At 63.9% G+C, this 24,847-nt stretch carries 23 protein-coding genes and 1 pseudogene; 8 read left to right on the forward strand and 16 right to left on the reverse strand.

Translation table 11 applies throughout. The annotated features are described in order from the left end of the window. Positions 1-72 precede the first annotated feature (72 nt). Positions 73-1,476, forward strand: coding sequence for an aminotransferase-like domain-containing protein (locus tag NKI01_RS01790; RefSeq protein ID WP_352484216.1), 1,404 nt, complete (start codon positions 73-75; stop codon positions 1,474-1,476). Between the two features lie 245 nt (positions 1,477-1,721). Here NKI01_RS01790 and NKI01_RS01795 read toward each other — a convergent pair whose 3' ends face one another. The 3 genes from NKI01_RS01795 to NKI01_RS01805 form a co-directional block, all read right to left on the reverse strand. Then, positions 1,722-2,219, reverse strand: a complete 498-nt coding sequence (locus tag NKI01_RS01795; protein ID WP_023720013.1) for a MaoC family dehydratase — start codon at positions 2,217-2,219, stop codon at positions 1,722-1,724. A gap of 138 nt (positions 2,220-2,357) precedes the next feature. Then, complete coding sequence (locus tag NKI01_RS01800) at positions 2,358-2,786, reverse strand: phasin family protein (RefSeq protein WP_023720012.1); 429 nt, start codon at positions 2,784-2,786, stop codon at positions 2,358-2,360. Positions 2,787-2,870: 84 nt separating this feature from the next. Then, positions 2,871-4,175 carry a DUF445 domain-containing protein gene (locus NKI01_RS01805; RefSeq protein WP_023720011.1) on the reverse strand — a complete coding sequence of 435 codons (1,305 nt, stop codon included), beginning with the start codon at positions 4,173-4,175 and terminating at the stop codon, positions 2,871-2,873. Positions 4,176-4,366: 191 nt separating this feature from the next. On the opposite strand from NKI01_RS01805, the gene rirA reads away from it, so the two are divergent. Continuing rightward, positions 4,367-4,828 carry an iron-responsive transcriptional regulator RirA gene (rirA, locus tag NKI01_RS01810; protein WP_023720010.1) on the forward strand — a complete coding sequence of 154 codons (462 nt, stop codon included), beginning with the start codon at positions 4,367-4,369 and terminating at the stop codon, positions 4,826-4,828. Positions 4,829-4,841: 13 nt separating this feature from the next. Here the strand turns inward: rirA and NKI01_RS01815 are convergent, their stop codons facing one another. From NKI01_RS01815 to hemP, 5 genes are read right to left on the reverse strand one after another with little or no spacing between them, the layout of a single operon-like run. Further along, positions 4,842-5,630 carry a heme ABC transporter ATP-binding protein gene (locus NKI01_RS01815; protein WP_023720009.1) on the reverse strand — a complete coding sequence of 263 codons (789 nt, stop codon included), beginning with the start codon at positions 5,628-5,630 and terminating at the stop codon, positions 4,842-4,844. 10 nt (positions 5,631-5,640) lie between these two features. After that, on the reverse strand, positions 5,641-6,744 hold the full coding sequence (locus NKI01_RS01820) for a FecCD family ABC transporter permease (RefSeq protein WP_352484214.1): 1,104 nt from the start codon (positions 6,742-6,744) through the stop codon (positions 5,641-5,643). Positions 6,745-6,749: 5 nt separating this feature from the next. Further along, positions 6,750-7,652: a heme/hemin ABC transporter substrate-binding protein gene (locus NKI01_RS01825; RefSeq protein ID WP_352590216.1), complete on the reverse strand. Its 903-nt coding sequence runs from the start codon at positions 7,650-7,652 to the stop codon at positions 6,750-6,752. A gap of 10 nt (positions 7,653-7,662) precedes the next feature. Then, a complete protein-coding gene (locus tag NKI01_RS01830; protein ID WP_352640447.1) occupies positions 7,663-8,724 on the reverse strand; it encodes a hemin-degrading factor in 1,062 nt (353 codons plus the stop codon). 9 nt (positions 8,725-8,733) lie between these two features. Next, positions 8,734-8,940 carry a hemin uptake protein HemP gene (hemP, locus tag NKI01_RS01835; protein WP_352495978.1) on the reverse strand — a complete coding sequence of 69 codons (207 nt, stop codon included), beginning with the start codon at positions 8,938-8,940 and terminating at the stop codon, positions 8,734-8,736. Between the two features lie 288 nt (positions 8,941-9,228). On the opposite strand from hemP, the gene NKI01_RS01840 reads away from it, so the two are divergent. The 3 genes from NKI01_RS01840 to NKI01_RS01850 are packed head-to-tail and all read left to right on the forward strand — an operon-like array spanning position 9,229 to position 13,126. Continuing rightward, positions 9,229-11,376 carry a TonB-dependent hemoglobin/transferrin/lactoferrin family receptor gene (locus NKI01_RS01840; protein WP_352495989.1) on the forward strand — a complete coding sequence of 716 codons (2,148 nt, stop codon included), beginning with the start codon at positions 9,229-9,231 and terminating at the stop codon, positions 11,374-11,376. 2 nt (positions 11,377-11,378) lie between these two features. Beyond that, on the forward strand, positions 11,379-11,792 hold the full coding sequence (locus NKI01_RS01845) for a hypothetical protein (protein ID WP_352495977.1): 414 nt from the start codon (positions 11,379-11,381) through the stop codon (positions 11,790-11,792). A 47-nt stretch (positions 11,793-11,839) separates the two neighbouring features. Then, positions 11,840-13,126 carry an energy transducer TonB family protein gene (locus NKI01_RS01850; protein WP_352495976.1) on the forward strand — a complete coding sequence of 429 codons (1,287 nt, stop codon included), beginning with the start codon at positions 11,840-11,842 and terminating at the stop codon, positions 13,124-13,126. 61 nt (positions 13,127-13,187) lie between these two features. On the opposite strand, the gene putA is transcribed toward NKI01_RS01850, so the two are convergent. Beyond that, positions 13,188-16,799 (reverse strand): bifunctional proline dehydrogenase/L-glutamate gamma-semialdehyde dehydrogenase PutA, encoded by a 3,612-nt coding sequence (gene putA / locus NKI01_RS01855; protein ID WP_352961636.1) that lies wholly within the window; start codon positions 16,797-16,799, stop codon positions 13,188-13,190. A gap of 162 nt (positions 16,800-16,961) precedes the next feature. Here putA and NKI01_RS01860 point away from each other — a divergent pair, with 162 nt between their 5' ends. After that, positions 16,962-17,414: an Lrp/AsnC family transcriptional regulator gene (locus tag NKI01_RS01860; RefSeq protein WP_352484209.1), complete on the forward strand. Its 453-nt coding sequence runs from the start codon at positions 16,962-16,964 to the stop codon at positions 17,412-17,414. 130 nt (positions 17,415-17,544) lie between these two features. On the opposite strand, the gene NKI01_RS01865 is transcribed toward NKI01_RS01860, so the two are convergent. The 3 genes from NKI01_RS01865 to NKI01_RS01875 form a co-directional block, all read right to left on the reverse strand. Next, a complete protein-coding gene (locus NKI01_RS01865) occupies positions 17,545-17,745 on the reverse strand; it encodes a hypothetical protein (RefSeq protein ID WP_031194293.1) in 201 nt (66 codons plus the stop codon). Between the two features lie 128 nt (positions 17,746-17,873). Beyond that, positions 17,874-19,073 (reverse strand): cytochrome-c peroxidase, encoded by a 1,200-nt coding sequence (locus NKI01_RS01870; protein ID WP_352961639.1) that lies wholly within the window; start codon positions 19,071-19,073, stop codon positions 17,874-17,876. Positions 19,074-19,080: 7 nt separating this feature from the next. Further along, positions 19,081-19,527 carry a FixH family protein gene (locus NKI01_RS01875; RefSeq protein ID WP_023719997.1) on the reverse strand — a complete coding sequence of 149 codons (447 nt, stop codon included), beginning with the start codon at positions 19,525-19,527 and terminating at the stop codon, positions 19,081-19,083. 158 nt (positions 19,528-19,685) lie between these two features. Here NKI01_RS01875 and NKI01_RS01880 point away from each other — a divergent pair, with 158 nt between their 5' ends. Then, positions 19,686-20,615 carry a sugar kinase gene (locus NKI01_RS01880; protein WP_352961642.1) on the forward strand — a complete coding sequence of 310 codons (930 nt, stop codon included), beginning with the start codon at positions 19,686-19,688 and terminating at the stop codon, positions 20,613-20,615. Here NKI01_RS01880 and NKI01_RS01885 read toward each other — a convergent pair. The 3 genes and pseudogenes from NKI01_RS01885 to NKI01_RS01895 all read right to left on the reverse strand — a co-directional run bounded on the left by NKI01_RS01885 (position 20,608) and on the right by NKI01_RS01895 (position 23,054). Continuing rightward, positions 20,608-21,609, reverse strand: coding sequence for an NADP-dependent oxidoreductase (locus tag NKI01_RS01885; protein WP_352961645.1), 1,002 nt, complete (start codon positions 21,607-21,609; stop codon positions 20,608-20,610). The two genes, NKI01_RS01880 and NKI01_RS01885, sit on opposite strands and share 8 nt — an antisense overlap. A gap of 90 nt (positions 21,610-21,699) precedes the next feature. Further along, positions 21,700-22,176 (reverse strand): annotated as a pseudogene (locus tag NKI01_RS01890) (alpha/beta fold hydrolase); the annotation flags it as partial. Between the two features lie 62 nt (positions 22,177-22,238). Then, complete coding sequence (locus NKI01_RS01895) at positions 22,239-23,054, reverse strand: oxidoreductase (RefSeq protein ID WP_352791370.1); 816 nt, start codon at positions 23,052-23,054, stop codon at positions 22,239-22,241. Between the two features lie 106 nt (positions 23,055-23,160). Between NKI01_RS01895 and NKI01_RS01900 the strand changes: the two genes are divergently transcribed. After that, complete coding sequence (locus NKI01_RS01900; RefSeq protein ID WP_352937387.1) at positions 23,161-23,745, forward strand: TetR/AcrR family transcriptional regulator; 585 nt, start codon at positions 23,161-23,163, stop codon at positions 23,743-23,745. 12 nt (positions 23,746-23,757) lie between these two features. Here NKI01_RS01900 and NKI01_RS01905 read toward each other — a convergent pair whose 3' ends face one another. Beyond that, complete coding sequence (locus NKI01_RS01905) at positions 23,758-24,756, reverse strand: LacI family DNA-binding transcriptional regulator (protein ID WP_023719991.1); 999 nt, start codon at positions 24,754-24,756, stop codon at positions 23,758-23,760. Between the last annotated feature and the right edge of the window lie 91 nt (positions 24,757-24,847).

Genomic DNA, 24,847 nt, shown 5'->3' on the forward strand with positions numbered 1-24,847 from the left:
CGGGCGTATGGCTCCGCCAGAGACAATGAGGTACAGTTCGACAAAACCGTCATGGTAGGCTGAGCAGTACGGATGGACGAGCAGACGACAACAGATGAGGGCAGCCGGACGCTTGTCGAAACCGTCATGGCGACGATCAGGCACAGGATCGCCGCGCGCAGCCTGACACCGGGAATGCGGCTGCCTTCGATCCGGGCTTTCGCCAAGGCCATGCAGGTTTCCAAATCCACCGTGGTCGAAGCCTATGAGCGTCTTGCGGCGGAAGGCATGATCCGCTCGCGGCCGGGCTCGGGTTTCTATGCCGCCGGATCGCTGGCTCCGCTGTCACTGGCCGAGATCGGCCCCAGGCTTGACCGTGCTGTCGACCCGCTGTGGGTCTCGCGCCAATCGCTGGAAGCTGGCGACAATGTGCTCAAACCCGGTTGCGGCTGGTTGCCGGCCGCATGGATGCCCGAGGCCGGATTGCGCCGCGCACTGCGGACCATGGCCCGCGCCGACGATGCCGCGCTGACCGATTACGGCACGCCGCTCGGCTTGCCGGCGCTGCGCCATCTGCTGGCGCGGCGCATGGCCGAGCACGGTATCGAAGCCTCCCCGGACCAGATCATGCTGACGGAATCGGGCACCCAGGCGATCGACCTGCTGTGTAGGTTTCTGCTCGAACCGGGTGACACCGTGTTGGTCGACGATCCCTGCTATTTCAACTTCCATGCCCTGTTGCGCGCCCATCGGGCCAAGGTGATCAGCGTTCCCTACACACGCTCGGGGCCGGACATCGAGCTGTTCGCGCAAGCGCTGAACGAGCACCGGCCGCGCCTCTACATCACCAATTCCGCGCTCCACAATCCGACCGGCGCGATATTGTCGCCCGTCGCCGCCCATCGGCTGCTGAAGCTCGCCGACCAGTCGGGGCTGACGATTATCGAGGACGATATCTTCGCCGATTTCGAACATACGCCCGCGCCCCGGCTGGCGGCCTTCGACGGTCTCAGCCGGGTCATCCATATCGGAAGCTTCTCCAAGACGCTTTCGGCATCGGTGCGCTGCGGCTTCATCGCCGCTCCTCGCGACTGGATGGAAGGATTGACCGATCTCAAGATCGCCACGTCCTTTGGCAGCGGGCGGCTTGCATCCGAACTGGTGCTGACGCTGCTGAAGGACGGCCTCTATCGCAAGCACGTCGATCTGCTGCGCGCGCGGCTCTCGCGCGCCGTGGAAGAAACCAGCGCCCGCCTGAAGGCCATCGGCATCGTGCCATGGATAGATCAGCCGGCCGGCATGTTTTTGTGGTGCAGGCTGCCGGAGGGGATAGATGCCGCGGATGTCGCCCGTCACGCTTTGTCGGCCAACGTCGTGCTTGCGCCCGGCAATGCGTTCAGCCTGTCTCGGTCGGCCAGCCGTTTCATGCGCTTCAACGTCGCCCAGTCCGGAGACGACCGGATTTTCAGGGCGCTTGAACAGGCGATGTCGCGCTGATTTGCACCGCCGCACGCCTGTCTGAGCCCGTGTCCTCGGAGACTGTTTCGAAATTCGCTCTGGCGAGTCATATGGTGGTGGTTTCGAGAACCGGAGCGCAGCGGACATTTAGGTCCGTGAGCACCGGCCTACGCCGGCCGTAGCCTTAACTGCCACGACCGCTGATCGGTGCTTCGGCCGGCGAAGGCCGGAAGCGCAGAAAACGCGATCAGATGGCCGCCAGAGTAGAGTTTCCAAACGGTCTCTCAGGTGCCGGCCCGCTTGCGGCGTGCGTAAAGCATGACGAGCGTCTCGGCGGTCAGCGCCGGCCTCTGCTCGCCTTCGATCTCGACCGTATTGGAAGCCTTCATCAGATATTGCCCCGGGCCTTTGTCTTCCATCGACAACAGCGTGGTGCGCAGCCTGATTCGCGAGCCGACCCTGACTGGCGCCACGAAACGCACTTTGTCGAAACCGTAGTTGAAAGCGGCCTGCGTGTTTTCGGGTACGATGCCCATCTCAAGCGCCAGCGCGCCGATGATCGACAGGGTCAGATAGCCATGCGCGATCGTGGTGCGAAACGGGCTTTGCCGCTTCGCCCGCTCGGGATCGACATGGATCCATTGATGATCGCCCGTGCATTCGGCAAACTGGTCGATGCGGTGCTGATCGACCAGCGTCCAGTCCGAGACGCCTAATTCCTGCCCGGCCATCGCCCTGAGTTGCTCGAAGGTCGGCGGCGTCGTGGGCCGTATCTGCGTCATTCCTGCTTTCCCGATCGCTTGCCTGTTCCGGACCACGACGGGCCGCCCCTGTCAATTCGCCAGTGCGATTCCAGCCCATAATCTTCGGCCGCGAACCGCCAGTCTTCGCCGCCGGCAAGCGTGCTGCTGGGGAACAGCTTATTTCTTGTCGTGGCCGGCGCGGATCTCCTCCATCGCCTCCTTGATGCGGCTGCGCAGGATTTCGATGGATTCGGTGCCGGACGCCCTCGCCAGTTCGGCCATCTCGCCGGCATTCTTCAGCGCGGTCTCGAAGGATCTCCTGGCGAACGCCGCCTGCTTCTGCATCATTTCCTGGGGATTGCCGGGCGCCCTGTAGTTTTGTGCCATGTCGGTGATTTCGCGCAGCGTGTCCTGTAGCATCTCGCGTTGCCTGGACAACAGCGCCGACGCTCCGGCGGCACTCGCCCTGGCCGACTTCTCCAGCGCTTCCAGGTTCTTGGCGTGGTGGGCGAGGATCGCCTCGACATCGACATTCGGCAGCTTCAGGTCGCGGCCGAACTTGCCGAACATGTCGATAAAGGACTCGGAATCCGGTCGTTTTGCCATGCTGGTACTCTCCCCCTGTTGCCGTGAACGCCGCCACTGCACGGAAGATAGTGCAGCGAAGCTCAGCGGTCCATTCGGACGAGGTCAGCCGACGAGAAACAGCCGTTCGGCGGTGTAGAGCACGAGCCCGGCAAGGCCACCGATGATCATGCCGTTGAAGCGGATATATTGCAGGTCCTTGCCGATGTTCATCTCGATCAGCCTTGTCAGTTGCGCGAGGTCCCAGCGCTTGACCTGGTCGGCGATGAATTTGGACACGCCGCTCTTCTGGCTTTCGACGAAGGATGCCAGCGCCACGATGAACCCCTGGTTCATGTCGGCCCTGATCTGCGCGTCGTCGGCAAGATGGCGGCCGACCTCGACGAACATGGTGGCGAGATGGTCGCGGATCATCGAATTCGGCGCCTTGGCGTCCTGCTCGATGAACAGCCGCAGGCTCTCCCACATGTCGCCGGCCAGAGCGCTGAGTTCCGGCCGGGCGAGGAAATCTCGCTTCAGCTTTTCGGCGCGCCTGGCATATTGTTTGGATGTCCTCAGCCGCTCGACGAAAGTCGCGACGAAAAGGTCAAATTCGGCGCGCATTGGATGGTGCGGATCGGCGCGCACTTCATCGAGCAGCGAGCCGGCCGACGCAACGATCTTCTTCAACAGATAGGCGTCGGCGCGAAACAGGTTGAACAGCGACGGCAGTTCCTCGCGGATCTTCTCGCGCATCGTCGCCAGCGCCTGCTCGTCGCTCAAGAAGCGGCCGACCACCTTGGTGAACTCGTCGAATAGTTTCTGGTGGCGGCGATCGTCAGTCAGCGCCGACAGCAACTCGGCGGCGAGCGGCGCCAGCGGCACCTTTTCGATCTGCTCCAGCATACGGCTGGTGACGAAGCCGCGCAGTCCGGATTGCTCGACCGCCGCCAGCGTCTGCGGCACCAGCCGGCCGACAAAACGCGACAGGTCGGCGGCGCGGTTCGGGTCGGCCAGCCAGTCCGCGACCAGCGCGGAAAAATCGACTTCGGCGAGCTTTTCGCGCACCGGCTCCGGCGCCAGGAAATTGACCTCGATGAAGCGGCCGAGATTGTCGGCGATTCGGTTCTGGTTCTCCGGGATGATAGCCGTATGCGGGATCGGCAGGCCGAGTGGCCGCCGAAACAGCGCTACCACCGCATACCAGTCGGCCAGCCCGCCGATCGTCGCTGCCTCGGCGAAAGCGGCAACAAAGCCCAACCACGCATGCCGGCTCTCGAACGATTTCGCCGCCGCAAAGATCAGCACGCAAAACGCAAGTGCTGCAGTGGCAGCGAACTTGGTGCGCCTGAGCGCCGAAAGCTTGGCATCGGCGTCGGTGTCGAACCGGGCGAACGCGACGGATGCAAGAACCGGGGCTGGTCGTGACATGGTGGGCCGCTCCTGATCGATCATGCGAACTTATCTAATGTCGCTTCCCACAGAAAGCGCGCCGCTGATCCCGGTGCGCGCAATCGCGCATGCAAACTTGACGCCTGAATTCATCTATTATGCAGCGCCAGTCTGGAATTGTTCCAAACTATAGGCCATATTGACCCCAACCACTGCTATGTGAGGACACAATGCGGCTTACCCGTCAGACCAACTACGCCATGCGCATTCTGATGTATTGCGCCGCCAATACCGAACGGCTGAGCCGCATCCCCGAGATCGCCGCCGCCTATTCGGTATCGGAACTTTTCCTGTTCAAGATCCTGCAGCCACTGGTCGAAAACGGCTTGATCGAAACGGTGCGCGGCAGGAATGGCGGCGTCAGGCTCGGTCGCGCGGCCGAAACGATCAGCCTGTTCGATGTCGTGCGGGTGACGGAGGAAAGCTTTGCCATGGCCGAGTGCTTCGAGAACGACGCCGCCGAATGCCCGCTGGTCGACAGCTGCGCCTTGAATTCGGCATTGCGCGAAGCGCTCAACGCCTTCTTCGCCGTGCTGTCGCGCTACACGATCGCCGATCTGGTGGCGGCGCGCCCGAATGTGCGACACCTGCTCGGCATCGACATGCTGGTGCAACGGGCGCCGGCCGCCTGATTTTTCTGATTGCCTAAGCTGCCGATTGCGGCAAAACGAACGGCATGTTTCCTGCCGGCAACACGCCGACCTTCAGCCGGCAATCGAAGACCTTTTCGATCAGCTCGTCGCTGAGTACCTGTTGCGGCGAACCTGTAGCGGCGAGCCTGCCGCGATGCATGACGAAAATCCGGTCGGCATACATCGCCGTCAAATTGAGGTCGTGCAGGATGGCGACCACGCCGCCGCCCCGTCTGGCGAAATCACGCGCGATGTCCATGATGATCAGCTGGTGTTTGATGTCGAGGCTGGACACCGGCTCATCGAGGAACAAATAGCGCGGCTTGCCGTCGAGCACCGGCGCCCAGACCTGGCAGAGTACGCGGGCAAGCTGCACGCGCTGCTGCTCGCCGCCGGACAATTCCTGGTAGAAGCGGCCGGCAAAACCGTCGAGGTCGACGCGCGCCAGCGCGCGTTCGGGCAGGCGCTGGTCCTCGCCGGGCAGCGCGCCGGAGCGCCCGCCGACCAGGCCCAGCCTGACGATCTCACGCACAGTGAACGGGAAGGACAGCGTCGTCGCCTGCGGCAGCACCGCGCGCACCGTCGCCGCCTCGACCGGCTTCATCGCCGATAGATTGCGGCCGTTGATGGTGACCTCTCCCGAATAGCCAAGATCGCCGGACAGTGCTCTGAGGAAGGTCGTCTTGCCCGAACCGTTGGGGCCGACAATGGCCGCGATTTCGCCCGGCCGCGCCTCGAAATCGACATTGGCGACAATGCGCTTGCCGCCGATCGCCACCGAGACATCGCGCGCTTCGATCATAGGCAAACTTTCACAGGTCGATGACGCCGCGCTTGCGCAGCAGGATCCACAGGAAGAACGGGGCACCGGCGACCGCGGTGACGATCCCAATCGGCAATTCGGCCGGGGCAACGATGGTGCGGGCAACGGCGTCAGCCAACAGCAGCAGCGCGGCGCCGAGCAGCGCCGATGCCGGCAGCAGGTAACGGTTGTCGGGGCCGATCAGCAGGCGCAGCAAATGCGGCACGACGATGCCGACAAAACCGATGCCGCCGCTGACGGCGACCGACGCGCCGACCGCTGCCGAGACGCCGACGATCGCGGTGTATTTCAGCCGCTGCACCGGAATGCCGAGATGGCCGGCCGTCGCCTCGCCAAGCGCCAGCGCGTTGAGGCCGCGCGCCAGGAACGGCATTGCCGCCAGCGCCAGCACGATGATCGGCCCGACGGAGCCGATTTTTTGCCAGGTTGCGCCGCCCAGCGAGCCGAGCTGCCAAAAGGTCAGGTCGCGCAATTGCCGGTCGTCGGCCATGAAGATCAGGATGCCGGTCAGCGCCATGGCAAGCGCCGCCAGCGCGATGCCGGCGAGCAGCATGGTGGCGACCGAGGTCCGGCCTTGCCGTGTCGCGACCTGATAGAGCAGCAATGTCGTCGCCAGCCCGCCGCAGAACGCAGCCAGCGGCAGAGCCAGCGTGCCGAGCGCCGAGGTCAGCGGCGCCAGCATGGTCGAGCCAAGCACGATGACGGCGACCGCACCGAGGCTCGATCCGGCCGAAACGCCGATCAGGCCGGGGTCGGCCAGCGGATTGCGGAACAAACCCTGCATGACGGCACCGGAGACGGCAAGCGATGCGCCGACCAGTACGCCCAGAATGACGCGCGGCAGACGGATGTCATGGATGATCACATGGTCGCGGGCGCTCAATGCCGCGTCGCCGGGCAACGCGCCGAACAGCCAGTCGTGCATGACGCCGATGGCCGAGGCATCGGATGCGCCGGAGGTCAGTGACAACAGCACGGCGATAGCCAGCCCGACGCAGAGCAGCACGATGACGAGGCGGGCGCGCCGCGAACGGTCACCCTCGGCTGCCGTCGCCATGATGCCCGCCGCATCAGCGATCGAATGATCGGCCATCGCGCTCAATCCGTGACCTGGCCGCCATAGAGCGAGACGGCGAGATCGTGGATAGCGTCGGCCGTGCGCGGGCCGAAGCCGAGCAGATAGCCGCCGTCCATGCGGATCAGCTTGCGGGCGGCACCCGCCGGCGTCGAAGCCACGACAGGGTTCGAAAACAATTCGTCATCCGCGGTGGCCGGTCCGGCATTGTTCATCATCAGGATCACGTCCGGCCTAGCGGTGATGACTGCCTCGTCCGACAATTGCTTGTAGCCGGCAAAGCCGTCGATGGCGTTGATGCCGCCCGCAAGCTTGATGATGCCGTCGGCTGCGGTGTCGCTGCCGGCGGCAAGCAGCTTGCCGCCCTGCATCGACAGCACGAACAGGATGCGCTTGCGCTCCTTGATCGAGGCGGTCTGCTTTTCGGCTGCCTTCAGCTTGGCGTCGATCTGGGCTGCCAGGGCATCGGCCTTGGCCTCGACGCCGAGCGCCTTGCCGACGATGTGGATCTTTTCCAGAATGCCTTGATTATCATAGCGCTCGGGCACCTCGATGAACGGGATGCTCGATTTCTTCAGCACGTCGACGGCTTCCTTCGGTCCGCTTCCGTGCAGGGCCAATATACCCGACGGATTGACCGACAGCACACCCTCCGGCGACAGCTGGCGCATGTAGCCGACATCCGGCAGTTCCGCCGCCGCTTGCGGATAGCGGCTGGTCGAATCGCGCGCGACAAGGCGATCCTGTTCGCCAAGCGCGTAGACGATCTCGGTGATCGAGCCGCCGATGGCCACGATCCTCGAGCGGTCGGCAAAAGTCGCGATGCCTTCGGCGGCCTGAGCCGGCATCAGCACGGCGAACGCCAGGAAAACAGCGGCCGCAGGACCAAGCGCCGACCTGGAGACCAGCCTGGAGAAAAGAGCCATCATCGTTTCCTCAGGCTGCGGTCGGGCTTGGGATACGCGGCAGGTTTTCGGCCAGAAAGCGCCAGTCTTCGCGCTCGCTTTCGCCCTCATGCCGCTTACCGAAGAACTGGATGATCATCTTGCCGTCGGTGCCATAGACTTCGAGCGACGTGACATGGCCGTCCTTGGTCGGCTTACGCACGGCCCAGACCTCATCGATGTGGTCGGTCCGCAGGTGCAGATGGAAGGTCTCGTCGAGCACATTGAGCCATGGTCCCATCGGCTTGATCGAGGCGACGGGGCCGGAATGGATCTGGATGCAGCCGCGATTGCCGACAAAGCACATGATCGGCATGGCGCCAGCGGCGGCGTGGTTGAACATGGCGCTCACCGCATCGTTATCGACCAGCCAGGCATAATCCTGGCCGACCAAGCGCACCGCCTGCCGGCGGCTGAGCTTCAGTGTCTTCAGCATGCCGAAGAACTGATGCACGTCGGTTAGTTGGCTCCAGCGGTCGCGCAGATCCTCGACGCTGGCCGAATTGTCCACAGTCTCGATCTCGTCGTCAGCCGCGCCCGCTGAAATCGCCACCGTCGGTTCCTGGTTCGGAGATTCCAGCCCGGCCACCAGCTTCTGATAGGCGTAGAGGTTGGATGCGGGCCTGAGATGCACCTTGTGCATCGCCTCGCCTGCGGCGTCGAAGAACTGCAGGCTGCGTCGGATGTCGGCGCCGTCGCGCTTTTCCACCGCAAAGCCGTGCGCCCAGACTTTCGGGAAGATGCGCAGGTCGATGTCTTCGCCGAGCACCATGGCATTGTGATTGCCGGTGACGACCTTGTCGTAGACGCCGATCTTCTCGTGCACCGCGCTTTCGTTGCGGGTCAGCGCCATCACCTCACCGACAGCTTCGAGACCAGTCAAAAGGTCGTTGACACGCGGCTCGACCCGCACGACCCCGTCGCCGCAATGCGCGGCGACCAGTTCGGCCTCCGAAATACCGAGTTGGGCGGCGAGGTCGCGCTCGCGCATTTTCGGATTGTCTACCCGTGCCCGTCGGATCTCGTGCGGGGCGGGTTTTACGCGCTGGTCCATTTCCACCACCTACTTGTTGAGGATGAGCTTGCCCTGCCGGGTGATCTTCAGCCGATACAGCGCACCGTGATGTTCGATGCCGATCTCGTGCTCGCCCTGGAACAGCGTGTTGCTGGACAGCGTTCTCACGGCCGATTGGACCCGTTCGAAACGGACGGAATTTTCGTCGGAACGGCGGACGCGATGGCGAAAGTCGCTGGGATTGTGCGTGTTCATGGGTTCGCTCCCTGTTCTGTGCCGGGCATCTGGCTCGGCGCCTGCGTGAAATGCCGATTCAATTCTTGACTCGAATAGTCATGTTATCTAGCAGTGCAATACCGGAGTAAATGAGTCAACATTTAAGACGCCGGACGCGATGAAAAATGCCAGCGAGCCCCAAGCCAGCCAGCATCGAACATGGATTCTTGGAGTTGCAGCATGGGGTTGGCGAATTGGGGACGGCCGGCGGGCAGCGGACTGGCACACTGGTCGACGGTAAGGAAAGTGGGGTCGACGGCAAGCAAAATGGCCGCGTTGCTGGCCGGCGCGGCGGCGATCCCGCTGCTCGCCGCACCGGCCGGCGCCCAGCAGGCTGCCCAACCGGCAGCCGACCAGCAGCAGACTGACCCGTCTCAACCGCCAGAACAGGCAAAGCCCGCCCCGGCGGGTGCCACGCTGCTCGACAAGATCCTGATCCTCAGCCGCACCGGCGAGACGGCGATCGAGTCGCTTGCTTCAGCCAGCCATGTCGACGAGGAACAGCTAGAGCGCCGCATGGCGACGACGCCCAACGACATGCTGTTCGGTGTGCCGGGTGTCGCCGTCCAGGCCGACGCAAGGCGTGTCAGCTCCAGCATCAACATCCGCGGCCTGCAGGACTTCGGCCGCGTCTCCGTCATCGTCGACGGTGCCCGCCAGAATTTCCAGCGCTCGGATCACGGCACGCAATCGACCTTCTACATCGATCCCGAATTGATCAAATCCGTCGACGTGATCCGCGGTCCGGTCGCCAATACCTACGGCTCCGGGGCGATCGGCGGCGTCGTCTTTTTCGATACCAAGGATGCTCAGGATTTCCTCAAGCCCGACGAGACCTGGGCGGCATCCGCGACCGGGCGTTACGAAACCAACGGTGAAGGCTGGACCACCAGCGCCACCGGCGCCTACCGGATAAACGAGAACTGGGACGTGCTCGGCAACATCGTCTACCGCGACTATGACGACTACAAGCATGGCGGCGGCGACACTGTAGCGGGCACTGGCTTCGACGTCTTGAGCGGCCTCCTCAAGACGACCATCCGCCCCAGCGAAAACAGCGAGCTGAAGCTCGGTTGGATCGGCTCGAACGACGGATGGACCGAGACCAGCGGCAGCGCGCCGGTGAACGACGCCGACCTGAAGGCGAATACCTTCACGGCCCGCTACAACATCACCGACGAAGACAAGAGCTGGCTCGATCTCCACATCAACGCCTCTTACAACAAGACCAAGCTCGATCTGACGACCCTTGTGGCGCAAAACCGGTTTGATCCGGTCACCGGTCTGCCCGTGGTTTTGCCGGCGGGTTCGAAATCGATGTTCGACATCGGCACCTCCGGCATCGACATCTGGAACACGTCGAGATTCGAGACCGTTGGGATCGCGCATGAGCTGACCTATGGCGGCGACTGGGTTGGCGACGATGTCGAGACAGGCGGCACGGCGGGCGGCGACAGTTTCTACACGCCCTCGGGCGATAGAAACGTCTCCGGCGCATACGTCCAGGACAAGCTCACCTGGGACTGGCTCGAGGTCATCGCCGGGCTGCGTTACGACAGCTACAAGCTAGACAGCGATGTCGGCGAAACCTCTGGCGACCGGCTGTCGCCACGCATCACAGTGGGCATTTCGCCCTTCGCAAGCGCCAGCCTTTCCGGCCTGCAATTCTACGGCACTTACGCAGAAGGCTACCGTTCCCCTTCGCTATCGGAGACCCTGATCAGCGGCAATCATCCGGCAGGCGTCAGCTTCCCGTTCCTCCCCAATCCCAATCTCAAGCCCGAAACCGGCAAGACCGTGGAGTTTGGCGTCAACTACAGCACCAACGGCGTCATCGAGGCCGACGACGCGCTGCGGCTGAAGGCGGCCTATTTCAACAACAATGTCGACGATTACATCGACGGCGTGACGCTATCGGCGTTCGACCCGACCAGCGGCTGCCCGTTCGGTCCGGGCATCCCGATCTGCTTCCAGTATCAGAATTTCGCCAAGGCCAAGATCCACGGCTTCGAGATGGAGGGCGTCTATGACGCAGCCTGGGGCTTTGCCGGGCTTTCGGCGTCGTTCACCGATGGCCACACGATTTCCTATGAAGGCGAGCGGGCGGACCTTGTCACCGTCCCCTCCTCCCAGGTCACCGGGCAACTCGGCTTTCGCTTCCTCGAGGACAGGCTGACTGTCGGCGGCGAGGTGCAATACAACGGCAAGCCGCAGGGCAACGCGGTGGCCAAGGACTATACGCTGGTCAATGCCTTCGCCAGCTACCAGGCGACCGACAATTTCAAGGTCGATTTCCGCGCCGACAATCTGTTCGACGTCAAATACGCCAACCCACTGAACGCGTCGACCACGAGTATCGTCTACGAGCCCGGCGTCACCCTGAAGCTGGCGGCGACCATGCGGTTTGGAGGCTGACGATGAGGCAAGGCGTGACAGCATCCCTTCGTCTGTTGGCCGCGGCGGTGGCTATGTCGCTTGCGGCGGCTCCGGCATGGACACAGCAGCAAGCGCCGGCGCTGATCCTCGAGCTGAACGGCGCGCAGCCATCCGACAAGGGCTGCCGCCTAACCTTCGTGGTCACCAACAATCTCGGCGCCGGTCTTTCCAAGGCGGCGTTCGAGATCGCGTTGTTCAACGAGGCCGGCGTCGTCGACCGGCTGCTGCCTGCAGGCAAGACCAAGGTGACGCGTTTCGACCTTGCCGGCACCGATTGCGGCAAGGTCAGCCGCGTGTTGATCAACAGCGCCACGGAATGCGCCGGCGCTGAGCCGAATGCCTGCATGCGCGGGCTGAAGACGCAGACCAGGACCGGCATCGCCTTCGGGGTCTGAATTTGGGACTGGAACCGGCATTCGCGCGAAACACCCTGGCGTGGCCATTGGCCGGTTTCCTGCCGCCGGAACCGGACGATCCCGATTTCGCCATCCCTCGCGGGGTGCTGCATGTTTCGCCGCGCGACAGACCGGAAGACAGTTGCATCGCCGATGCCGACGGCGAATTGACTGCGGTGCCGGCGGAGCCATTGCGGCAGGCACGACAGATGCAGCGGCGCCACAACTGGACGGTGGCGATCGCCTGCTCTTGCGCATTTCACGCAGCGGTGGCGCTGGCCTTTCTCACCCTGCCGGACGACAGGCCAAGCATCGAAGGTGCCGACCAGCAAGGCGAAATGCTGCTCGGCGCCGATCCGCAGCAGGCGGCCGGCGATGTCGGAGACGACCCGGAAGTGACCAACGTAACGATGGTGACCATGCTCGACGCCAAGCCCGTCGAAACGGTCGAGGCACAGGCAACCGCGGCAGAGGAGGCGCTCCAGCCGGTCACCGATGTGGCGGAAGCATCGGAAAAAGATGTGGTCGAGCCGGTTAGCGAGGCCGTCACGGAGACTGCTCCTCTTGCCGATCGCCCCGAGCCCGCGCCTGCCCAGCCTGTCGAGCCGGCGCGCCCGGATCCATCGCCCGACATTCTCGCGACCGACAGGCTGGTGCCCACTGACGACAATGCCGTGCCGCCGCCAGTCAGCACGGTCGAAAGGGCCGATCCTGCCGAGACGAGTGCTCCGGCACCAGCCGACCCGGCGCCGGCCGAAACGGTTCAGACGGTCGAGACCGTCGTCGCGGCGGAAGAACCGAAGCCGGAAAGGCCGAAGCCCAAGCAGCCGAAGAAGGCAACCGCAAAGAACAAGCCGGCCAGGAAAGCCGAACCAAACGAGCCTGAAAAGCCGGTCTCGCGCAAGAAGGCGGGCAAGGCACTTGCCAAAGCCGATTCCAAGAAGAAAAAGACCGGCTCCGGCGGCCGTGACGAAATGGATGTCGCGCGCGGCACGGCCGACGGCAAGAAGGACGGCAAGATCCTGACTGCCAGCAGGGGCGGCAAGTCCGGCATCGGCAATGCAGCCGTCACAAACTACCCCGGCAAGATCCGATCAAAGCTGGTGCGGGCCTTCAATTCGACACGCACGCGCGCCACGGGCACAGCCACGGTTGCCTTTACCGTCGGTTCGAACGGCAGCGTCCGGTCGGCCAGGCTGACGGGCAGTTCAGGCGTTGCCGCGCTGGACAAGGCCGCTCTCGACGCGGTCCGCCGGGCTTCTCCGTTTCCCCCGATTCCAGACGGAGCCGGTCGCTCGGCCTGGCAGTTCGAGGTGCCGCTCGGTATCAGGTAGCGACCGTCCCCACGCAGAGTCGGCGCCGCCCTGCCCGCGATGAGCGAGCCCTGGCGAAACCCTATGCCGCGGCCAGCAGGCTGGCATTGCCGCCCGCCGCCGTGGTGTCGACGCAGACGGCGCGCTCGTGCGCATAGGCGGCCGGATAATACACTTCGCTGACCAGCGGTACGATCGGGCCGGCGCGGTCGGCGATGACCTTGCGCACGATGCGCGCGGCCTCGGGCGTACCGGAAAAGGCGACGACATCGACCCGCAGCGAGCGCGCTTCGACCGGGTCCGGATGGCCGTCGATCGCCGCCAGCGGCAGGCCCTTGCCGGTCAGCGCCGACAGTGCCGCAGGCGCGCCAGGTGCGACGGCGAGCACGGCATTGCCGGCGGCCAGCGCCTGGATCGTCTGCGCAAGCAGGGTATCCGCGTCGGGACCGAGGCACAGCACGCGCCCGCGCGGCGACAGCGACAGCGTGTTGGCCTCGCCGGTCGGCCCGGGCAGGTCGACCTGGCCGAAATCGATGCCGGCGGCGGCACCGATGGCCGCGGCACCCTTGCCGCGCAGATGTTTCCTCAGGATGGCGACGCGATCCGGCCGCGTCGACCAGCCGCCAAAGGCCGGGTCCGGCAGATTGTCGGCGAGCTCGGTCGCCGTCACCTTGCGGCCTTCGGCAAGATGGGTGCCGGCCTCCGGCCCCTTGCGGAAACGCCGGAGATAATGTGGCCCGCCCGCCTTCGGTCCGGTGCCGGAAAGCCCCTCGCCGCCGAAGGGCTGCGCCCCGACGACGGCGCCGATCTGGTTGCGGTTGACGTAGATGTTGCCAGCATGGATGCCGTCGACGAAATGCTGCGCGCGGCCTTCGATGCGGGTGTGCAGGCCGAAGGTCAGGCCGTAGCCCTTGCGGTTGATCGCGGCGATCACCGCATCGATCTCGTCGGCATCGAAGGTGGCGACGTGCAGCACCGGGCCGAACACCTCGCGTTCCAACTCCTCGATGCTCTTGACCCGAAAGACGTGCGGCGCGACGAAGCGGCCGTCCTTCGGCGCTTCGAGCTTGGCGATCAGCCGGCCCTGCAGGCCCATTTTCGTGCAATAGTCGCGGATCGACGCTTGTGCCTCGTCGTCGATGACCGGGCCGACATCGGTCGAGATCCGCCAGGGGTCGCCGAGGCTGAGCGCTTCCATAGCGCCTTTCAGCATCTCCAGCATCTTCTTCTCGACGTCCTTCTGCACGTAGAGAATGCGCAGTGCCGAGCAGCGCTGGCCGGCACTCTGGAAGGCGGAGGCCAGGATATCGCGCACCGCCTGTTCAGGCAGCGCCGTGGAATCGACGATCATGGCGTTCAGGCCGCCGGTTTCGGCGATCAGCATGGCGTCGGGCGCGGCGGTCTCGGCTAGCTGCTTTTCGATCAGTTTGGCGACATCGGTCGAGCCGGTGAAGCAGACGCCGGCAATGCGCGGATCGGCGGTCAGCGGGCCGCCGACCGAGGGACCGTCGCCGGGCAGAAGCTGGATGACGTCTTCCGGTACGCCGGCCTCGCGCAGCAGTTGGACAGCGCGGAAAGCGATCAGCGGCGTCTGCTCGGCCGGCTTGGCGATCACGGAATTGCCGGTGACGAGTGCCGCCGCGATCTGCCCGGTGAAGATGGCGAGCGGAAAATTCCACGGCGAGATGCAGGCGATGGCGCCGCGCGCCTCGGTGCCCGCCTCGGCATTGGCGGCCTCGGCCGCATAGTAGCGCAGGAAATCGACCGCCTCGCGCACCTCGGCAACGCCGTCGGCCAGCGACTTGCCGGCCTCGCGGGCGGCGAGCGCAAAGAACTCGACGGCGTTCGCCTCATAGAGATCGGCCGCCCGGTTGAGGATGGCGGCGCGCTCGGCGACGGGGTGTCTTGCCCATGCCGGTTGTGCCTCGACGGCGATGCGCACGGCGGTCTCGACCTGCTTGGCGCCGGCCTCGCTGACCGTGCCGACCACTTCCGAAGGTTTTGCCGGATTGACCACCGGACGCTGCTTGCCGTAGCCGGCGGCGCGGCTGACCGGCTTGGCGTGCCAGCGCTCCGGCCCGGCGAACTCGGCCCTGGCCTTGTCGATCGCCGCCAGCGTCAGCGTGTCAGTGATATCGAAACCCTTGGAGTTGCGCCGGCCGGGGCCAAAGATCGCCGACGGCGGCACGATCGCCGGATTGGCGGCGGGGCCTTGTTTCTCCACCGTTTCGAGCGGGTCGCGGGCAATGTCCTCGGGCTCGACCTCCTCGTCGGTGAGCTGGTGGACAAAGGAGGAATTGGCGCCGTTCTCCAGCAGCCGGCGGACCAGGTAGGCGAGCAGGTCGGAATGCGCGCCGACCGGCGCATAGATGCGGCAGCGCGTGCCTTCGGCCCGCCGCACCGTCTCATGCAGCGCTTCGCCCATGCCGTGCAGGCGCTGGAACTCGAATGTATCGCGCTCCGTCGTCATCGACAGGATGGCGGCGACGGTGTGGGCATTGTGAGTGGCGAATTGCGGATAGATACGGTCGGTCATCGACAACAGCTTCTTCGCGCAGGCCAAGTAGGAGACGTCGGTGTTGGCCTTGCGGGTAAAGACCGGATAGCCGTCGAGCCCGAGCGTCTGCGCCCGCTTGATCTCGGTGTCCCAATAGGCGCCCTTGACCAGCCGCACCATGATGCTGCGGTCGTATTTCCTGGCCAGAGCGTAGAGCCAGTCGATGACGAAGGCGGCGCGCGGTCCATAGGCCTGGACGACGACGCCAAAACCGTTCCAGCCGGCAAGCTCCGGCTCGGCCAACACCCGCTCGATGACGTCGAGCGACAAATCGAGGCGGTCGGCTTCCTCGGCGTCGATGTTGAGTCCCATGCGCGAATGGCGCGCCGCCAGTGCCAGCGACAAAAGCCGCTCGGCCATCACCGGCAGCATCTTCTCCTTCTGTGTCACCTCATAGCGCGGATGAAGCGCCGACAGTTTTACCGAAATGCCGTGGTTCTGGCGGATGTCGGGGCCGTTGGCGCCGGCATCGAGCGAAGAGATGGCGTCGGCATAGGCCTTGAGATAGCGCAACGCGTCGGCCTCGGTGCGGGCCGCTTCGCCCAGCATGTCGAAGGAATAGAGATAGCCCTTCTGGGTCATCGGCCGGCCGCGCCTGACGGCCTCGGCGATGGTGCGGCCGAGCACGAACTGCTCGCCCATCTCGCGCATGGCGGCGGCGACTGCCTTGCGGATGACCGGCTCGCCCAGCCGGCGCACCATCGCGCGCAGCGTGCCTTCGATGCCGCCCTCGCCTTCGTCGAGCACGCGGCCGGTCAGCATCAGCGCCCAGGTCGATGCATTGATGAAGATCGAACTCGAACCGCCCGAATGCGCCGACCAGTCGTGCGGCGCAATCTTGTCGGCGATGAGGTCGTCCATCGTCTCGGTGTCGGGCACCCGCAGCAGCGCCTCGGCCAGGCACATCAGCGCCACGCCCTCCTTGGTCGAGAGGCCGTAGGCGGACAGGAACACTTCCATCAGCCGGGGATCGGACGAGCCGCGCACCGCCCGCACCAGATCGGCGGCACGGGCCGAAATCGCCTTGCGGTCTTGCACGGACAGCCCGGCCGCCTCGGCCAGCCGCTTCACCGCCTGGTCTTCGTCGGGCAAATAATTGGCACGGATCTGCTGGCGGATGGTGTCGAGCGCTGGCATGGCGGACCTGTAGAACGAGCACAAGGGAGCGGGCCGGCGGTCACCGGACCGAATGGCGCAAGCTAACATAAGTAGCGACTCCAGTCGGTCCAAAGAAATCGACAGAACAGATCGATTGATCTATCATTAGGGCTGATCGCCTCCAATTCGACCAGGAATCCGATGGGAGAAGACCAATTGGACCGCATCGACAGGAACATCCTGTCGGCCCTGGGCAGCAACGGCCGGCTTTCCATGTCGGAACTGGCGGCAAAAGTCGGCCTGTCGAAGACGCCGGTTCAGGCGCGGGTGAAGCGGCTGGAGAAGGACGGGTTCATCAGGGGCTACCAGGCGATCATCGACCGTGAGCGCATGGGCGAAGGCCATGTTGCCTTCGTCCAGGTGAAACTGTCCGACACCCGCTCGGCCGCGCTCGACGCCTTCAACCGCGCCGTGCAGACGGTGCCGGAGATCGAGCAGTGCCACATGATGGCATCGAGCTTCGACTATCTGCTGAAGGTCCGCACCACCGACATCGCCGCCTACCGCCGCGTGCTCGGCGAACGCATCTCAGCCTTGCCGCACGTCGCCCAGACCTCGACCTTCGTGGCGATGGAGACGGTGAAGGACCGCTAGCCGCTCAAGGGCTTCGCCAGGTCATCCGGCTCGTTGAAGGCGCTCCTGGAATTGCTCTTCGATCGCCCTCAGAAAATGGGCGGACGACGACGTCCATCCAAAGAGCGTCTGCACGAGCGTGATCGAGGCGTCATGATTGCTCCTGGGTGCATCCGACGCGATGGGCGGTGGGGCGGACAGCCCGCTGAATCCCGGAAATGTCGATTCCGGCCCTGTCGAACATCCCGCCTTTCGAGCCGAAGTCATTCTGCATGTCCACGACGAGAACTGCGGTCTTGGCGGGGTCAATTGAAACAGGTTGAGGCTTGGCGTCGATTTCAAGTGGCTGCATTTTATCCTCCCACAGCCTGAGGTATCGCACTTTGCGCCTTGGTTATCATGAGCAGCGACCCTGCATCGTGTCAACGTTATTTGGCGGCCCAAGACGGTGGTCCGCTCTTGTCGCACACAAACCCGGCCTCACTCCGCCAGCGTCTTCAAAAACGCCACCAGAGCCGCGCGTTCGCGGTCCGAAAGCTGCAGCGGGTGGATCTCGGATACACCTTCGACACTGGCCGGCGCCTTGGAATAATGCGCCACCACTTCGTCCAGCGAGGAAAACTGCCCGGCATGCATGTAGGGCGGCCGGGTGGCGGCACCGCGCAGCGACGGCGTCTTATACCCACGAATGAGTTCCGGCCCGGCCTTGACCATGAAGCGCAACTCGCGGCAGGCGCTGGCATCACCGTCGCGAAAGGTGCCGAAACAGTTGAACGGATCGGCCTCGACCTGCGCCACCGCGTCGACGCGGCCGCGATCCGGCGGCAGGCCCGCGACAGGCGGCACGCCGGTGTTGTGAAAACTGCCGTCGGTAAAACGCGGGCCATTGTGGCAGGTCACGCAATTGCCCTTGCCGATGAACAGCTTCAGGCCGAGGATTTCCTCCGGCGAAAAGACGGCGTCGCCTTGCGGCTCGGCGCCCACCGCAAGATCGGTAGCAAAACGGTCGAAGCGTGTCTGCGGCGGCGCGATCGAGCGCTCGAAGGCGGCGATCGCCTTGCCGATATTGGCAAAGACGCGATTGACCTCCTCGGCTTGCGCCTCCGGCATGGCGTTCCAGGCCGCCCTCTCGGCATCGGTGCCGAGCGGGCTGGCATTGGCCGGCACACCCGAAAGGTCCGGCAGCGGCCCGAAGATGCGCTCGTAGCGCTCGCCGAAACGGGCCTTGATGGAATGCGCGAAGGCGGCGCGGTTGCCGGCCTGCTCCAGCGGATTTTCGAGCGGCGTCAGTGCTTGCGCCCACAGGCTGTCGCGCCGCCCGTCCCAGAAGAACCAGGGATCATGCGCGACGCCGGCCAGCGGCATGGTACGCCGGTTGGTGCGGCCGACGCCGACCGCTTGCGGCAGGTCGTCCTGGAACTGGCGGTCGATCTTGTGGCAGGTCGAGCAGGATACGGTGCCGCCGCCGCTCATCCCGGTGTCGAAGAACAGCGTCGAACCGAGTGCCGCGGCGGCCGGCACCTCGGCAAAGCGATTGGTCGTGTCGGGCTTCAGCGGCGGCAGCTTGGACAGCGCCAATGAGGCGACGGTTTGCTTCTCGGCGTCGGAAAACTCCGGCCTGCCGCAGCCGGCGAGCACGGCCACCATCACCAACGCGAGAAGACTGGAAAACCGGCTCATCTATGGCTCACAGCACCACGTTGAAGACGACAGTGTCCGAACCGGCCGCGGCGGAAATGGCAAAATGCAACTGCCACCACCCGCTCATCGTGAATTTCACGCCGTCGATGCGATAGCGTCCCTCGCCGAGGTAATCGGTCGCCTGCGGGCTGGTCGGCAGACCGTGCTTGTGCTGCGGCATGCCGCCGGAAATCGTTATCGCAGCACCTTCCACCGGCGCACCCTCGACGGTTTTCAATGTGAGCAGCCAGGACTCCAGTTCGCCCTGCCGGATGACGCCTTTCTCGGGCTCGAAAGTCGCCACGAACAGCTTGTTCGCCGTCGTCCTTGAACGGCCGACGTCCGAGCTTGGTTGCGGCGCATGCGGCGCCGTCAGATAGACGACGGCCAGCACACCGGCGAGCAAGGCAGCCAGGCCGAAGCCTCCAAGAAGATAACGCCATAACGATGCCAAACCCATTCCTGTTCTGCGGATAACGATTCGCTGGGCAGATCGCGTCCCACGCCCCTGTGGGAAATCGCGCCCAGCGCAAGAATCCGCCGTCGCCAAGCATGGCGCTGCCGGCCGCAAAAAGCTACAGCACCGCAATTGCACGGATGGAGGAGTACTTCATGGCAGGAAACGGCGTCGCCTCGATCGGCGAGTGCATGCTCGAGCTTTCGGGCCAGGCCGGGCCGAACTGGCGCATGGGCTTTGCCGGCGACACGTTCAACACTTTATGGGCGCTGCATGCCTTGAGCGGCGAGCGGCCGGCGACCTATGTCTCGGCCTTCGGCGACGACCCGTTCTCGGGCGACCAGATCAAATTCCTCGCCGAAAACGGCATCGGCGTCGGCGCCAGCCCGGTGATAGCGGGCGCCCGCCCCGGCCTCTATGCGATCACGCTGACCGGCGCCGAACGTTCGTTCACCTATTGGCGGGCCGATGCGGCCGCGAGGCAGTTGGCTTCGGACCCAGCCGCTTTACAGAAAAGCCTTGAAAACCAGGCGCTGGTCTATTTTTCCGGAATCACTTTGGCAATCCTCGACGAGGGTGCGCGCAAGGTACTGCTGACGGCCGTGGCCAAGGCGCGCGCGGCCGGCTCGCTGATCGCCTTCGATCCCAATTACCGGCCGCGGCTGTGGCGCCAAAGCGAGGAAGCGCAGGCCGCGATCCTCGAGGCGCTCGCCGTCGCCGACATCGCGCTACCCACCTTTCCCGACGAGCAGATGCTGTTTGGTGATACGACACCGCAGGAAACAGCCGAACGGCTGCGAAAGCTGGTCGGCGAGGTCCTCGTCAAGAACGGCGAGGAACCGGCGCTGATCGCGCAAAACGGAACCTTGCAAACCGTGCCGGCGGTACACGTCGCCACCCCGGTCGACACCACCGGCGCCGGCGACTCCTTCAATGGCGCCTATCTCGCCGCCCGCCTTGCCGGCCATGCGCCGACTGAGGCGGTGCAGCGCGCCCATCGCGTCGCCGCCGCCGTCGTACAGGTGCGCGGCGCCCTGGCGCCGTTCGAGACGCTCAGGGCTGCGTTCGAGGCAACTGCTATCTGACCTTGATGACGACCTTGCCCTTGGCGCGTCCTGTTTCGACATAGGCCAGAGCCTCATTGGTCGCTTCGAATGGAAAGACCCGATCCAGAACCGGGCGGATCGCGCCGGATTCGATTAGAGCGGCGATTTTGCTCAGCTGATCGCCCTGCGCCCACATGAAAAGGAACGAAAACTGCACGGCACGGCGCTTGGCTTTGGCCCGAATTCCGCGGCTCAGGAGGCGCAGCACCAGCCTCAGCATCAAATTCAGTCCCTTTTCCCTGGCAAACTCGGGATCCGGTGGACCCGAGATGGAGATGAGCTTCCCACCCGGTTTCAGCACGCTCAGGGATTTTTCGAGCGTCTTGGCGTCCTGGCTGTTCAAGACGACATCGTAGCCCGACAGAACCTTCTCGAAGTCTTCTTGCCTGTAGTCGACGACAACATCGGCGCCGAGACTTTTCACCAGATCGGCACTCGACGCGCTCGCGGTTGTCGCAACGGTCGCGCCGAGGTGCTTGGCCAACTGAATAGCGAATGTTCCCACGCCCCCGGAACCAGCCTGGATGAAGACCTTCTGTCCCTTCTTCAGGTTTGCCCTGTCGATAAGCGTCTGCCAGGCGGTGAGACCGACCAGGGGAATCGAGGCCGCCTCTTCCATGCTGAGATTCTCAGGCTTCAAGGCCACATCGGCTTCATCCATGGCGATGAACTCGGCGAATGTCCCAATCCGGCCATCGCGCGGCCGCGCATAGACATCGTCGCCGGCCTTGAACTTGCGGACTTTCGATCCCACGCGGATAACCTTCCCAGCCACGTCGTGGCCCAGGATGAAGGGCCGGCGATAGGGCAGGATGAGCTTGAATTCTCCGGTTCTGACCTTGGAATCGAGCAGGTTCACCCCTGCGGCATGAACCTCGACCAGGACATCGCTGTCCTGGAGCTGCGGCTCCGGCATTTCGGCCAGCCGCAGAAGGCCCTTTTTATTATATTTATCGACAACGAATGCCTTCATGGCAGTTACTTTCTAAGAATGTCTGTTGGTGTTCCGCGACAAAACAAGCCGAACGTTTTCAGTTGCATGGCCGCCCTGCGGCAAGACCTCAGCCTCGAGGAAGGACAGGGCTTTCGGGACGAAATCGGCGTAGTTCTGAACTACCCCGCCATGCCCGGCATCCGGATAGATAACCAGATGCGCCCCTGGGATACGCCCGGCGAGATCGTAGGTATTGCTGCTCGGCACCATCCTGTCCTGGTCGCCATTCGCAACCAAAGTGGGAATGCGGATAGCGCTCAGGTCTTGCGGCGCCTGGAGTCCGTAGGCCTTGATCGCCTTGAGTTGCGCGCCGAAGGCGCTCAGCGATACCGCCTTGTCCCGGTTGGACCGGCGCTCTTTCAGCCGTTGCAGAAATGCGTTTGCGGCGCGGCGCCCATTCGGCGTCGTTGTGAAGAAGAGATAGTATTTCGGATCCCGCAAGGTCAGCGCGCCCTTGATCATGTCCACGATCGTCAGCGGCGTCACCTTGTCGATGCCTTCGCCACCGGCCGGCCCCGTGCCAGCCAGGATGAGTTTGCGCACAAGGGCCTGACCAAATGTGTTGTGGTTGCTAGTCGCATATGCGCGAAATCCCCTGGCTCTGTTGTTCAGACCGGCAAGCGGAACTGCTTGCGCAGGCTCTTGTCGAACATCCCCGCGGGGGCAAAGCGGCGCAGCAGGCTGACCTGGCGCGCTGCCTTGCCAGCGGTGTAACGCCGTCGCGGACGGGCATCGGTCGCCGCCTTGACGACCACATTCGCCACCACTTCCGGCCGATCGGCTATCGGCATCACATCGCCCAGCAACGCCTTGAGCCCGGCTCGAGCCCGATCGTATTCCTTCAACAGCGAATCCGGCTCGATGCCGTTCTGGTCGAAGACGGTGCGGACGAATGCCGGCTCGATGACGGAAACGCGGACGTTGAAGGCGCGCACCTCGTGGTCGAGCGATTCCGAATAGCCTTCGAGCGCGTGCTTGACTGCCGAGTAATGCGCTGAGTATGGCGCGGGTACCAATCCCAGAATGGAGCCGATATTGATGATGCGCCCTTGGCCGCGCCGCCGCATCGACGGCAATACTGCGTTGGTCATCCGCATGACGCCGAACAGATTGACGTCGAACAGGGCTTGTACCTGTGCGACCGAGGATTCCTCGGCACCCCCTAGCAGGCCGACACCGGCATTGTTGACCAGGAGATCGATCCGGCCGGTCTGCGCGAGCACGGTGGCAACGAGCGCAGTGACGGCCGCATCATCGGTCACGTCGCATGCCAGCATGGTCACCCCTTCCGGGCCATTACTGGTCTTGCGGCGACTTGTGCCAAAGACAGTGAACCCCGCCCGCGCCAAGGCCTCGGCGCTGGCGCGGCCGATGCCCGAGGAGGCTCCGGTCACGATTGCGGTTTTTTCAGAATTCCCATCCATTTTTAATGTTCCAGGTTCGAGAGGTCTAGCTTATTTCCACGAATTGAATTATGGTCGTAATATCAGGTTATGAGCATAATGCAATAGCAGGACAGGAAAGAAAGACATGCGCTACGAAAAGGGCCGAAAAGACGCGTCACGCAGCCGGATCATGGAGGTCGCCGCCGAACGTTTTCGATCTGACGGCATCGCGGCGTCCGGGCTGGCGACCATCATGAGCGACGCCGGGCTGACGAACGGGGCCTTCTATCCGCACTTTCAGTCCAAGGCGGAGCTCGTCCGTGAAAGCGTGGCGGCGGCCCTGGACGCGCAGTCGCAGCAAGTGCAGGAAGCGTTGGCCGTCGGCGGTCCGGAAATGGCCATAGAGGCATATCTATCGGCCGAGCACCGGGACAATCCTGGAAAGGGCTGCGCTTCGGCCGCGCTACTGCCGGAAATAGCGCGGCAGCCGCCTGAAACGCGGGCCCTCTATGCCGAACGCGCCCAATCCCTGGTGCGTCAGATAGCCGACTCTCTGCCGCCGACCAACGATCCAGAGGGCGTTGCGTTGGGTGTGTTTGCAACGCTCATCGGCGCGCTTCAACTGGCCCGCGCCCTGGAAGGGACGGAATTGTCGGATCGCATCCTTGCAGCGGGAGCAGCTGCCGCAAAGGCGCTGATCCGGCCGGTTCAAGACGAGGTGGCCCCCTGAGGGCAGCCCGGACTATTCGGCCGGCTCGAATCTGCCTTGCACCAAGACAGTCTCCACCGGTCCAAGCGGATTGATGATCCGGCTCTCCAGGACTTCGATAAGTTTGCGTCCAACACCCGCCATATCCACGGAATGAACTCCGATCTTTGCCGGCAGGAAACGTGCCAGCCGCGTGCTGTCACGGGTGACGATGTGGACGTCGCGGCCTGGTGTAAGACCCCGCTTGCCGAGGGCGTGCAACGCTCCCAGAAGGCCCAGTTCGTTGGCGCACGCCAAGCCCGTCGGCGGATCTGATGACGCCAGCAAGCGATCGAACCAGCCTGCGCTCGATTCCATGGTGAACATGCCATGACCGATCAGCGATTGGTCGATCGGAATACCGGCCTCGGCCATTGCCCTTCCATACCCGGAAAGACGCATGGCACTCGCCTGGTCCTCCGGAACGAGAAGTTGCAGCGCAATGCGTCGACAGCCCTTATCCATGAGCCGCCGGGTCGCCTCGTAGGCAATCTGTTCATTGTCGACATCGACATAAGGATACGCGATATCCAGGTCGGTTCTTCCAAACGCGACGAATGGCATGCGTTTATCCAGCAGCAGCTTGACGCGCGGATCAGCCGACACCAGGCGTGTGATGATCAGGCCGTCTGCGCTGCGCGCCTGGAGCTGCCGCTCCACACTCTCGACGGGATCGTCGTCGGGAGTGGTGGAATAGATGGACAGACTATAACCGGCTTGCCGCGCCGCCAGCGTCATGCCTTCGATTAAAGGAAGCTTCAACAGATCGGACAGATGATCTCGTGTCTCCATCGGGAGTACTGCCGTCAGCGTCTGCGTTCGACCGGTTTTGAGCGCGCGACCATGATGATTTGGTAAATAGCCGACCCGCTTAGCCGCCTCCTTGACGCGGGCTATGGTCGAGGGCTGCACTTCCGGCCCATCCTTCAGAGCGCGGGATACCGTGGTCACCGAGAGGGAAAGTTCCGCCGCGATCTGCTTTAGATTGGCCATTGTTCGCCCGACTTCGTTTGCGAAAGCGCCGGCTGATTTTGCTGACCGCCAACGTTACCGGATTCGACATCCCGGTCAATCCAAACTCCCG

The organism is Mesorhizobium sp. M0815 (assembly GCF_040319995.1).
Classification (GTDB): Bacteria; Pseudomonadota; Alphaproteobacteria; order Rhizobiales; family Rhizobiaceae; genus Mesorhizobium.